The 11,397-nt window shown below is 66.2% G+C and carries 10 protein-coding genes; 5 read left to right on the top strand and 5 right to left on the bottom strand.

The window, feature by feature from the left end; translation table 11 throughout:
- A complete protein-coding gene (locus JOE31_RS04005; protein ID WP_209742247.1) occupies nt 1–921 on the bottom strand; it encodes a 2-hydroxyacid dehydrogenase in 921 nt (306 codons plus the stop codon).
- Between the two features lie 132 nt (nt 922–1,053).
- On the opposite strand from JOE31_RS04005, the gene JOE31_RS04000 reads away from it, so the two are divergent.
- Both JOE31_RS04000 and JOE31_RS03995 read left to right on the top strand, forming a co-directional pair.
- Nucleotides 1,054–1,443: a VOC family protein gene (locus JOE31_RS04000; RefSeq protein ID WP_209742246.1), complete on the top strand. Its 390-nt coding sequence runs from the start codon at nt 1,054–1,056 to the stop codon at nt 1,441–1,443.
- A 224-nt stretch (nt 1,444–1,667) separates the two neighbouring features.
- Nucleotides 1,668–4,334 (top strand): Tat pathway signal sequence domain protein, encoded by a 2,667-nt coding sequence (locus JOE31_RS03995; protein ID WP_209742245.1) that lies wholly within the window; start codon nt 1,668–1,670, stop codon nt 4,332–4,334.
- 6 nt (nt 4,335–4,340) lie between these two features.
- On the opposite strand, the gene JOE31_RS03990 is transcribed toward JOE31_RS03995, so the two are convergent.
- The 3 genes from JOE31_RS03990 to JOE31_RS03980 form a co-directional block, all read right to left on the bottom strand.
- Complete coding sequence (locus tag JOE31_RS03990; RefSeq protein ID WP_209742244.1) at nt 4,341–5,465, bottom strand: Gfo/Idh/MocA family protein; 1,125 nt, start codon at nt 5,463–5,465, stop codon at nt 4,341–4,343.
- Between the two features lie 102 nt (nt 5,466–5,567).
- The gene (locus tag JOE31_RS03985) at nt 5,568–6,971 is read right to left on the bottom strand and encodes a cation:dicarboxylate symporter family transporter (protein WP_209742243.1); all 1,404 of its coding nucleotides are present in this window, start codon (nt 6,969–6,971) and stop codon (nt 5,568–5,570) included.
- Nucleotides 6,972–7,120: 149 nt separating this feature from the next.
- Nucleotides 7,121–7,363 (bottom strand): hypothetical protein, encoded by a 243-nt coding sequence (locus JOE31_RS03980; RefSeq protein ID WP_209742242.1) that lies wholly within the window; start codon nt 7,361–7,363, stop codon nt 7,121–7,123.
- 384 nt (nt 7,364–7,747) lie between these two features.
- Between JOE31_RS03980 and JOE31_RS03975 the strand changes: the two genes are divergently transcribed.
- The gene (locus JOE31_RS03975) at nt 7,748–8,218 is read left to right on the top strand and encodes a hypothetical protein (protein ID WP_209742241.1); all 471 of its coding nucleotides are present in this window, start codon (nt 7,748–7,750) and stop codon (nt 8,216–8,218) included.
- 168 nt (nt 8,219–8,386) lie between these two features.
- On the top strand, nt 8,387–8,578 hold the full coding sequence (locus JOE31_RS03970; RefSeq protein ID WP_245198962.1) for a hypothetical protein: 192 nt from the start codon (nt 8,387–8,389) through the stop codon (nt 8,576–8,578).
- A 93-nt stretch (nt 8,579–8,671) separates the two neighbouring features.
- On the opposite strand, the gene JOE31_RS03965 is transcribed toward JOE31_RS03970, so the two are convergent.
- Nucleotides 8,672–10,723, bottom strand: coding sequence for a rhamnogalacturonan lyase (locus tag JOE31_RS03965; protein WP_280872600.1), 2,052 nt, complete (start codon nt 10,721–10,723; stop codon nt 8,672–8,674).
- A gap of 397 nt (nt 10,724–11,120) precedes the next feature.
- Between JOE31_RS03965 and JOE31_RS03960 the strand changes: the two genes are divergently transcribed.
- Nucleotides 11,121–11,297, top strand: a complete 177-nt coding sequence (locus tag JOE31_RS03960; RefSeq protein WP_043430082.1) for a CsbD family protein — start codon at nt 11,121–11,123, stop codon at nt 11,295–11,297.
- Nucleotides 11,298–11,397: the final 100 nt, after the last annotated feature.

Raw genomic sequence — 11,397 nt, 5'->3', positions numbered from 1 at the left:
TCAGCCGCCGAGCACCACGTTGACCGGAGGCTCCCCTGCCAGCATGAGGTCGATCTGCCGCTGCAGCAGGCGGCCCATCCTGGGACGCATGGCGGAGCTTGCCCCGCCTACATGCGGGGTGATGATGACGCCGGGCGTGCCCCACAGCGGGTGGTCCTGCGGCAGCGGCTCGGGATCCGTGACGTCCAGCGCGGCGCGGATCCGTCCCGACGCGGTGTGGCGGACCAGGGCCTCGGTGTCCGCCACCGGTCCCCTCGCCACGTTGACCAGCAGCGCGCCGTCGGGCATTGCCGCCAGGAAGGCGTCGTCGATAAGGTGCGTGGTGGCGTCGCTGAGCGGGACACCCACCACCACAATGTCGTGCTCCGGCAGCAGTTCCGGCAGTTCGGTGATCCCGTGGATCACGCCGTTCCCGTCCGTCCGCCGCCGGCTGGCCACCCGGCTGACGCTGGTTTCGAACGGGATGAGCCGCTGCTCGATTGCCTTGCCCACCCCGCCATAGCCCACGATGAGAACGCGCCGGTCGGCCAGGCTGGCGGTGGGCCGGGTTTCCCAGACGCCGTCCTGCTGGTTGCGCAGGAGACGCGGAAACTCGCGCTGGCTGGCCAGGATCATGGCGAGGACCAGTTCCGCGGTGGAGGTCTCGTGCACACCGGCCGCGTTGGCAAACACCCGGCCGGCCGGGAGCGAGTCCGCCACGCCGTCGTAACCGATCGACTGGCTCTGCACCAGGGCAGTTTCCACGGCTTCAAGATTCCGGAGGATCCGCGTCCCGCCCATGTACGGCGGGACCACGATGTCGATCTGCGCCTGCGGCGGTTCGCCTGAGAAGTCCCACTCCACCACCGTGACATCCGGGTGCGGCGTCAGGTATTCGCGAAGTACGGCATCGGGCAGGCTGACAGTGATCTTCCGGGTCATGGTTCTCCAACAGCTCCGTCGGCTCGGGGCAGGTCGGCGCGGCCTGCCGGGAGGGTTCTTAGCTGCCAGCCTAGTGGAGGGACGGATCCCCGGAGCGTTGCGGGCCACTTTGCGTCGGTGTAGCTTGGCCGGATGCTGAGCATTGGCTCGATCGTGATCCGCGTTGATGACCTCCCGGCCCAGATGGCCTTTTGGCAGGCCGCCCTGGGCTTTGAACCGCGGCACGATCCCGAGGACGACTTCGTGATCCTGCAGCCTCCGGGCGGCCCGGGCACCTGCATATCGTTGGACCGCGTGCCGTCGTCGGTCCACATCCCGCCGCGCATCCACCTGGACCTCTACACCGAGGACCAGAGCGGCGAAGTGCAGCGGCTCCTTGACCTGGGCGCCACCCGCATTGAGTGGAGCAAACGGCCCGCCGACGCGGACTACGTGATCATGGCCGATCCCGAGGGCAACCGTTTCTGCGTCATCGACACTGCCGGCCGCGGCGACGCCCAGCGGTCCGAGACGAGCACATAGCGTCACACATAAACGCTCACAAGCGCACAGGTGTGCCACAAAAATCATTGACTTGTACCGTTGCGTACTGTTAGAACTGATCGGAAAGCGGTTTCCGACTTATCCCCAACCACCAAATACCCCGGGCCACGGGTCGGATTCTGTCGATATTTTGAAACGATACAAGTGCGATGTGAAGCAGCCCTTGATGCTGGTTAGCCACGCGCTGTCGAAGGAGACGGACAATGACGACCGAAGCAGCACTCAACTGGCTCGACGGCGATGCACCCGCGGAGCTTTCCGGCGGCACCACCTGGGGCATGCCCTTCGCCCGGGGTTCGCTGGCCGGCGTCGGCGGAATCTCCGTCTCGGACGCCGACGGGCAGCCGGTCGCCTCGCAGGCCTGGCCGCTGGCAACGTGGCCGGACGGCTCGCTGAAATGGGCAGGCATTGCACTGCCGGCCACCGACGCGCCCTCCGCCCACTACCGCGTAACGTCCGACGGCGGCGCCTCACCGGAGGCCGGGCCCTCACCAGAGGCAGCATCCGGCCAGGAGATCGCCATCACGGAAACGAAAGAATCCGTCACCGTCTCCACCGGCACGCTGGAGATGGTCATCAACCGACGTGGCTCATCCCTGTTCGCCACCCTCTCCCGCGGCGGCACCGTGGTGGCCCGCGATGGCAAACTGGTCAGCCTGCTCCAGGACAGTGTCCCGGACGGCCCCGGCACCGTCAGCCGGCAGGCCTTCACGGGTGAGGTGACCGCCGTCGTGCTTGAACAAAGCGGTCCGATCCGCGCGGTGGTGCGGATGGAAGGCACGCACCGCCCGGATAGCGACAATGGTGACGGGCGGGGCTGGCTGCCCTTCGTGGTCCGGTTCTACTTTTACGCCGGAGCCCGCAGCGTGCGGATGGTCCACTCCTTCATCTGGGACGGCGATGCCGAGCATGACTTCCTGGCCGGACTCGGCGTCCGGTTCACGGTGCCGCTCGAGGACCAGTTGCACGACAGGCACGTGCGCATCGCAGGGGCCGACGGCGGTTTCCTCACCGAGGCGGTGCGCGGCCTGACCGGCCTGCGCCGCGACCCGGGCGAAGCCGTCCGTCGTGCCCAGATCGACGGACGAGCCACTCCCCCGCTGGAGGAGTGGAGCGAACTGGTGTCCAGACGGCTGCACCTGATCCCGGCGTGGGACGACTACACCCTGACCCAGCTGAGCGCGGACGGCTTCGAGCTCCGCAAACGGACGGGCGAGGGCCACGGCTGGGTGGGAATCTCCGGTGGCACGCGTGCTGCGGGCTTCTGCTCGCTGAGCGGTCCGAGTGGCGGCTTCGGCGTCGGCATCCGCAACTTCTGGCAGTCCCACCCGGGGCAGCTGGACATCCGCGGTGCCGCCACCGCCGAGGCCGCTGTGACGGCGTGGCTGTACTCCCCCGAGGCGCAGCCCATGGACCTGCGGTTCTACCATGACGGACTGGGGCAGGACATCTTCGAGGAACAGCTCGAGGGCTTGGAAATCACCTACGAGGACTACGAACCGGGATTCGGCACCCCCAGCGGCATTGCCCGCACCCACGAACTGACCCTGTTCGCGTACGACTCCACCCCGGACACCGTTGCCCTCGCCGCCGATGCGGAGGCCACCTCCACCCCGCCGCTCCTGCAGGCAACCCCTGAGTACCTGCACTCGGCGGGCGTGTTCGGTGACTGGTCGCCCGTGGACCGCAGCACGCCGGAGCGGGCCGGACTGGAGGACAAGCTGGACTTCCTGTTCGACTTCTACACCGGTCAGGTGGAGCAGCGCCGCTGGTACGGGTTCTGGAACTACGGCGACGTGATGCACACCTACGACGCCGACCGGCACGTCTGGCGCTACGACGTGGGCGGGTACGCCTGGGACAACTCGGAACTCTCCCCCGACCTGTGGCTCTGGTACATGTACCTGCGGTCTGGCCGGGCGGACGTGTTCCGTTTCACCGAGGCCATGACCCGCCACACCGGCGAAGTGGATGTGTACCACCTGGGCGAATGGCGGGGCCTGGGCTCCCGGCACAACGTCCAGCACTGGGGATGCAGCGCCAAGCAGCTGCGGATCAGCACCCCCGCCTACCGGCGGTTCTACTACTACCTGACGGCCGACGAACGCACCGGCGACCTGCTCACAGAACTGGTGGACAGCGACCAGAACTTCCTGGGACTGGACCCCACCCGAAAGGTGCGTCCGGACATCGCCACGTACCGGCCGGACCGGAGCGCGCTGGCCGTGGGCCTGGGAACCGACTGGGGATCGCTGGCCGCCACCTGGCTGACCGACTGGGAACGCACCGGCAATCCGCGCTCACGGGACCGGTTGCTGGGGACGATGGCGGACATCGGCGCCCTGAAATACGGCTTCCTCACGGGCGAAGCCCTGTACGACCTGGATCAGGGAAGGTTCGACGCCGGCCGTGAAGTCATCAGCGTCTCGCACCTGAGCGCGGTGTTCGGTTTGGTGGAAATCTGCAGCGAACTGGTCAGCCTGGTCCCGGACGCCGGGTTTGAGCGCGCCTGGTTGCAGTACTGCAGGCTGTTCCTGGCCACACCCGAAGAACAGGCCCGGGAGGTGGGCCGGCCGCTGGACGGCATCTACCTGACGCAGGCCCACAGCCGGCTCACCGCCTACGCGGCCGCCCGCCTGGGTGACGCCGAGCTGGCCCGCCGCGCGTGGGACAGCTTCGCCGAAGGCGGCGAAAACCTCAACCACCAGGAAGCGTTCATGCTGCGAAAGATCGAACCGCCCTACGTCCTCACGCCTGTGGACGAGGCCCTGACCGTGTCCACCAACGACGCTGCGCAGTTCGGCCTGGCGGTGATCCAGAACCTGGCTCTGATCGGCGGCCACCTCCCGGCACTCCAGCAGGTGCGCTAAGTAAAGCTAGGCGGCGGCCCAGGGCTGGGTTTCGGTCCAGATGCCCTCCCCCGTTTCGATGGACTGCTGGATGGTGAGGGCAAGGTATTGGTCCTGGCAGGCCTCGGCGAGGCTGTAGACCTCGGGGCCGCCGTGGACGTAGTCCGCCATGCCCTGCAGCAGGGCGGCAACGGAAAGTTCGTCGTCGGCGAGCCGGGCGGGCAGGAACGGGTTCCGGTAGAGCCAGTTCCCGCCCTCCACCAGGCCGCGGAGAAACATGCCTTCGTGGTTGCCGGCGTGCCCGGCACCGACGCGCCGGATCTCGCCGCGCATGGGCGTCCGGAAGTCCTCCACGTAGCGCAGCTCGGTGTCGCGGAGCTCGCCACGGTCGCCCCGGACCAGCACGTGCGGGGAGCGGATCCAGGAGCGGTACTGATCGGTGGTGAAATCGAAGACGCCCAGCCTGCCGCCGAAGTCCAGCCGCGCGGACACGTGGGCCTCATCGATCAGATGGTCTTCCTGCGGATCCCCGGAGCGGTCAGGTCCGGCCTGCATCCTCGAGCGGAACTCGTGGGCGGTCACCTCGGCGTTTTCGAAGCCGATCCCCAGCAGGCGCCTGAGGATGCTGACCCCGTGGTACCCGTGGCAGACCGAGGCGAACGCCTCCGCAACGCTGCCCAGCCGGCCTGAGCGGGCGACGGCGATCTGCGCCGAGAGGAGCGGTTCGAGGTGGTATTGTTCGGCAACCTGGATCCGCGCGCCGTCCTCCACCAGCCGGTACAGGGACAGGAGCCCCTCGAGGTCCGGCGCCGGCGGCGTCTCCGTCAGCACAGGGAGACCCCGCGATGCGGCACCAGTGATGACACCCGGGGCGGCGCCGGCACTGACGGATACAACCGCGAAGTCGGGCGTCGCCTCGTCAAGGAGTGCCGCCAGGGAGGGGTACACCGGGACGCCCCACTCCGCCTCCACCGCTGCCCGGCTTTCCTCGCGCCGGGCCACCACGCCACAGACCCGGAAGAGGTGCGGAAGCGCCTGGGCCACACGGAGGAAGAAGCCTGCCCGGTAGCCTCCGCCAATGACGGCATAGTTCGTTGGAGGTTTGGCGCTCCCCCCGGCCGGAACGTGGTCTTCATGAGAAAGCGGTTTCATGGGTTCAGTCTGCCCGTCCTGCGGCGGTCAAACCAGCCCCGTCCCGCAAGGCGGACGACGGCGGTGCATCCGCTCCGCCGTCGTGCGCCGGATTCCACTGACTTACCGCACCGCCGCCGGTTCGGCAGCACCGGCAGGCTCGACGGCGGCAGGAGCCTCCAGTGCGCCGCCCGCCGTCGCGCCGTCCGCCGTCGTGCTTTCCTCCGCTTCCCCGCGAAAGGCGCGGAGCATGGCCTCCCGGTCGAACTGGCCTTCCCATTTGGCCACCACGAACGTGGCCACGCAGTTGCCCAGCAGGTTCACCGAGACACGCATGGAGTCCATGAGGCGGTCGGCGCCCAGGAGCAAGGCCACGCCGGCCACCGGGAAGATGCCCAGGGCGGCCGCGGTGGCCGAGAGCGCCAGGAAGGCCGAACCGGGGACGCCCGCCATGCCCTTGGACGTCAGCATCAGGATGCCCAGGGCCGCGAGCTGCTGCCCAAGGTCGAGGTTGTGCCCGAAGGCCTGGGCCAGGAACAGCAGGGAGATGGACAGGTACAGCGCGGCGCCGTCCAGATTAAAGGAGTAGCCGGTGGGAACCACGAGTCCCGTGGTGGCCCGGGAGCAGCCGGCGTTGGTCAGCTTGGTCATGATCCGCGGCAGAACAGACTCGGTGGACGCCGTGCCCAACGCCAGCAGGAACTCCTCGCGGCTGTACTTGATGAACTGCCACAGCGGAACCCGCGGATACACCCAGGCCACCACGAACAGCAGCCCGATGAAGATGATGGCCGCACCGTAGCAGGCCGCGATCAGCAGCGCGTAAGTGCTCAGCGAGCCGAGTCCGTACTGGCCGATGATGAACGCCATGGCGCCGAACGCGCCCACCGGGGCAACACGCATCACCCAGCCCATGATCTTGAAGAAGAGCTCCAGCACCGTCTCCAGGAGCGTCACCACGGGCAGGCAGCGTTCACGGCCGACCACCACGATGGCTGCGCCGAAGAACACCGAAAAGCAGAGCACCTGCAACAGGCTGTTGGAAGCGAAGGCACCCACCACGCTGGTGGGAATGATGCCCAGCAGGAACGCGCCGGCGTCCTTGGGCGGGGCCGTTCCGGTCTTGGCGTTGAGGGCATCCTGGGACAGCGTGTTCGGATCGATGTTCAGGCCCGCGCCGGGTTGGACAATGTTGCCCACCACCAGGCCGAACACCAGGGCGAAGAGCGTGGCGCCGGTAAAGTACAGCAGCGCCTTCACGCCTACCCTGCCCACGGCCTTCACGTCGCCCACGGCCGAGATGCCCGTGACAATCACCAGGAAGATCAGCGGGGCGATGATCATCTTAATTAGCTGGATGAAACCGTCGCCCAGCGGCCGCAGGGCCGAGCCGAGATCCGGCCAGAAGTGGCCGATCCCGACGCCCAGGCACACGGCCACCAGAATCTGGAAGAAGAGCGATTTGTAGAGCGGCGTCTTCGGGGCCGCGCTGCTTGCGTCGGGCACCAGGGGCGAGGGGAGTTTCATCAGGGCTGCCAATCAACGGGGAAGAGGCGCGTTGACGCCTTCAGGTCATAGGCAACGCTAGGGACCCCGTGTTTCCGGAATGCAAAATTCGTACTGCGGAATTGTTTAACCGCAGAATGGAATCTGATGCCAGCTCCGGCGGGACCGCCCTATACCTGGTCATCCCAGGTGCCGGCATCCGCCGCCGCATCCTCCGGCTTGCGTTCCGCGTCCGGCTCGCCGCTGCCCACGTACGACGCCGGCACGGTGCCTGCCGCCTGCGTCTGCTGCTCTTCGCGGATGTTCTTCGCTGCGCCGGCGCCCGGATGGGCCTGCTGCTGGTCAACGGCGTCGGGATCGCCGGGGCCGATCAGGTTTGCGGGATCGGTTGCGGCTTCCTGGGGGTCGGTCATGATGGAGCCTTTCGTTGGTGGTTGGCCTCGGTTCTCCCGGCCTGCCTTAGCGGCCGGCCGACCCTGCCAGCCTATGGTCCCATGCCGCGCAGAGGCGAGGTTTCCGGATGCAAAATATCCAGAATAGACCCGGCTTTCCCCAGTAAAAACGCGGGAAAATAGGGGCGCAAGGGCACTGGCGTTTGACGAAAAGCGGGCGCACGATTGTACTACCGGGCCACGAATTCAGATGGTAAGAGCCCGGAGTCAAGCCCCCCGTTAGAGACCGGGCGTGCTGTTTGAAACCGGATGGAACTGGTCGCCGCTTCACAGGGGAGTGAAAATCGCGGCGTACTAGTCCTGCCCGAAAATGTTCCACCCGCATCCTTTTGAGGAGCAAAAGAAATGTCCACAATTACCCCAACTAAATCCCGCCCCTTCGGAACCCGATTCGCCTTGATTTCGGCTGTTTCGCTGGGTCTTATTGGCGGACCTGTTGCACTGGCTGTGCCTGCCGACGCTTCGACGTCGCTGCGCGGTTGTACCGTTGACCCGCTGAAGCCAACGGACGCGGGCAAAAACCTCGCGGAGTTTAAGATCAGGATCCACTGCAACGGCAACAAGATCGTGGATGTCCGCCAGAAGCGCTTTGAAAAGGACCGTAATGGGCGCGACGACAGGCTCGGCAGTTCCGAATGGAGGAGGCTTGAGTTCAACAGGCACGATGAGCGCATGACCCTCAGCAAGAAGGACTCGGTCGACAAGGACAAGGGCAAGGACCGCGTGTACCAGGAAGTCTCCTTCCGGGTGAAGAGCGGCAACGACTGGTCCGACTGGACCAAGTGGGAGAGGAGCGACGTAGCCGTCATCCGGTGACCGCTCCGTCGTCTGATCCGTACAGAGCCAGGGGCGCCAAGCCCCTGGCTCTTCCGTTCCAAGCAAATGCGTTCCAACTGAGTCGTTTTCAACCATAGGAGACGCCGGGAGCACACGAGTGGAAAAGCAGATTCTGGTCAACGTGCCGGTGAGCGAGGCCTACAAGCAATGGACCAGGACTCTCTCAAGCTCACCCTGGTGTACCAGCCCGAGCGCTTTGTTGAGAAGGTGGGCAACCTGCTCCACATCGTGGGCCGCCAGGCGGAGCACGACCTCTTCAGCGCGGCCGAACGGCTACGGGAACAGCACCGCCACGACGGCCACCTCCCGCCGATGGGAGGCGGCTTGGGCCAGCACTGAACCGGCACAAAGCACCGCCCGCATCCTCACGATGCGGGCGGTGCCCTGTCCCGCCGTCGGCCGTTCTAACCGTCCGTCGTATTACTTGCCGGCTTACTTGTCGGCGCCGACGTAGGTGACTGACGGCATCGCCGGAGTTTCCATTCCTTCGCCAATGAAGAAGCTCGGGTGCGGGGGCTGGTTGTAGGCCACGTTTTCACGAGCCACCCCGGTGCGGTACATCGGATCGTGCATCAGGGTGCGGAGCCGCACCTCCGTGGGCGACGTGGTGGTGTAGATCCGCAGCTCGGCGCTGTCGCCGGACGGGAAGGCCAGCTCCTCGCGCCAGTCACCCAGCAGGTCAGCCTGCAGTGACGGGTTGCCCTTGGTGGTGTTGTTGGTCCGGGCGCCCGTGGCGGTCAGGAGCCGGTCGCTCGTTTCGGTCTCCCAGTTCCACTTGGAGATAGTGGGCACGCCGACGGACGTGGCGGCGTCATAGTCGTGGTCCACGATTTCGCGCAGCAGGTCCCCGTCCCACCAGGCCAGGAAGTTCGCGGCCGGGATGTTCTCCGCGATCAGTTCACCTTTCGAGGACATCAATTGCCCCACCGGCGAGTTCCAGGCGGCACTGCCCCCGATCGCCCACCCTTCAGCGCCGGCATAGCGGGGGTCGATATCCCCCGCAGCGCCGCGCCCGGTGTCCTTGATGGCCGGAATGCTCCACAGGATTTCGCCCGTGGCGGCGTCGCGGAAGGTGGCGCCCCGGTTCCCGCTCTGGCTCATGCTTTCGTGCACGGCGAAGGTTTCCAGGCCGGGCCGGGACGGGTCCAGGTCGCCCGTGTGGATGGCGTCGCCGTGGCCCAGCTTGGTGTTGTACAGCGGCTTGCCGTTGTCGTCGATGGTCATGGAGCCGAAAACGAACTCGTCCTTGCCGTCCTGGTCCACGTCAGCCACGGACAGGTTGTGGTTGCCTTGGCCCTTGTATTCTGTGCCGGCGACGTCGGAATCAAACTTCCAGCGCTGCACCAGCTTGCCGTTGACAAGGTCATAGGTGACCAGGACGGTCCGGGTGTAGTAGCCCCGGCTGAACATCATGGACGGGTGCTCGCCGTCCAGGTACGCCACTGCGCCGAGGAAACGGTCCACGCGGTTGCCATAGCCGTCGCCCCACGCGGCCACGGATCCGCGCGGCGGGTCGTAGTTGACGGTGTCCATGATGGTGCCGCTGGCGCCGTTGAAAACTGTCAGGAATTCAGGCCCGGAGAGGACATAGCCGGCGGTGGTGCGGTAGTCCGCCGACGGGTCGCCGATCACGGTGCCGGCGCCGTCCGTGGTGCCGTCCGCAGTCTTCATCGACAGCTCGGCCTTGCCGTCGCCGTCGAAATCGTAGGCGAGCAGCTGGGTGTAGTGCGCGCCCGCCCGGATGTTGTGGCCCAGATCGATGCGCCACAGCTTGGTGCCGTCCATCTTGTAGGCGTCCACATAGACGTTGCCGGTGTAGCCGGACTGCGAGTTGTCCTTGGCGTTGGACGGCGCCCACGCCTGGAGGATCTCGTATTTGCCGTCGCCGTCAAGGTCCGCCACGCTGGCGTCGTTGGCTGAGTACGTATAGGGCTTGCCGTCCTTGGTGACACCGTCGGCCGGCTTGTCCAGCTTGATGGCCAGGTAGTTCTGCGCCATCGGAGTGAACTCCCCGGTGAGCTGATTCTGCCCGTCACCGTTGCCGACAGCCTTGATGACGTACTTGGAGGACGCAGTCCCCTCCGGATCGACGTACATGGTGGCGTTCCGGATGGGATCCACCGTGAGCTGCACGCCGTCGCGGATCACATGGAAGCCGATGCTGTCCCGGTCCAGGCCCAGCATCCGCCAGCTGAGCGTTGCGCCCTGGTCCGTGAGAACCGCCACGGGCGCACGGTCCAGGTTTTCCACCTGGCGTTTGAGCGCGGACTTGCCTGACTGGGCCGGGAACTGGGCCGCCTGGGCGGGGTACGCCGGGCTGGCATCCGTCTTGGCGGGGGCCGCCTGGGCGGGGTCCGCCTGGGCCAGCGGGACGCCGGTGAATGCGAGGGTGGCGGCCGCCAGAGTTGCCGCGGCGGCCACTGGCGCCGTTTTTCTGAACCGTCCGGCCTTTTGGGGAAGGGAACATTTCGCGGGGTATGCCAAAGAACATCTCCTTTGATGCTGGCGGCAGCTGAGTCTGCCACCAAGGGGTTTTGTATCGTTTCATTTCTGCACCGCCCGCCGCTCGTGGAGCGTTAGGAGGGGATTCGGGCGGCAGAGAAAGCGCTTTCCGCATCTAAGGTTTATCAGGGCGTGACTGGATCGGTCAAGGACTTGACGGTGCGAAATGGGAGAAAATGTTGCATTCCGTTTGGTTGGCGTTGAGGTTCCGGTGACCGTCTACGTCGAAGTTCCGGTCGCCGTCGGGGTGGCCGTTCGGGAGGACCCCCCTTCCGCCTACTTCCCGGACACCATAGACCTTGGGTCTTTTCTTCCTACAATTTAAGTGGCGGGAATTGCGGCAACCAGCCGCATGGGCCGCACCACAAGGAGGACCGCAATGGGTTTGGGTGACAGGATCCACAACGCCGCGGAGCGACTTCACGGCAAGGGAAAGAAAGCCGCCGGCGAGGCCAGCGGCAACCGCCGGATGAGGGCAGAAGGCAGGGGTCAGGCAATCAAGGCCGACCTCAAGCAGGCCGGCGAAAAATTCAGGCACGCCTTCAAGCGGCACTAAGAGACAAACAGATGAAGCGGGCGGCTCCGAAAGGAACCGCCCGCTTTACTTCGCCCCGCCTACACAACAGGTGTCCGTGAGGGCGGGCGGGCACGGATAG

This window comes from Arthrobacter sp. PvP023, assembly GCF_017832975.1.
GTDB lineage: Bacteria > Actinomycetota > Actinomycetes > Actinomycetales > Micrococcaceae > Arthrobacter.
The sequence above is the reverse complement of the archived record's forward strand: the minus strand, read 5'-3'. Positions and strand labels throughout refer to the sequence as shown.

Bases quoted from the DNA above. Each gene is read 5' to 3' on its own strand.
- JOE31_RS04005 (WP_209742247.1), bottom strand. From the start codon at position 921: ATGACCCGGAAGATCACTGTCAGCCTGCCCGATGCCGTACTTCGCGAA.
- JOE31_RS04000 (WP_209742246.1), top strand. From the start codon at position 1,054: ATGCTGAGCATTGGCTCGATCGTGATCCGCGTTGATGACCTCCCGGCC.
- JOE31_RS03995 (WP_209742245.1), top strand. From the start codon at position 1,668: ATGACGACCGAAGCAGCACTCAACTGGCTCGACGGCGATGCACCCGCG.
- JOE31_RS03990 (WP_209742244.1), bottom strand. From the start codon at position 5,465: ATGAAACCGCTTTCTCATGAAGACCACGTTCCGGCCGGGGGGAGCGCC.
- JOE31_RS03985 (WP_209742243.1), bottom strand. From the start codon at position 6,971: ATGAAACTCCCCTCGCCCCTGGTGCCCGACGCAAGCAGCGCGGCCCCG.
- JOE31_RS03980 (WP_209742242.1), bottom strand. From the start codon at position 7,363: ATGACCGACCCCCAGGAAGCCGCAACCGATCCCGCAAACCTGATCGGC.
- JOE31_RS03975 (WP_209742241.1), top strand. From the start codon at position 7,748: ATGTCCACAATTACCCCAACTAAATCCCGCCCCTTCGGAACCCGATTC.
- JOE31_RS03970 (WP_245198962.1), top strand. From the start codon at position 8,387: ATGGACCAGGACTCTCTCAAGCTCACCCTGGTGTACCAGCCCGAGCGC.
- JOE31_RS03960 (WP_043430082.1), top strand. From the start codon at position 11,121: ATGGGTTTGGGTGACAGGATCCACAACGCCGCGGAGCGACTTCACGGC.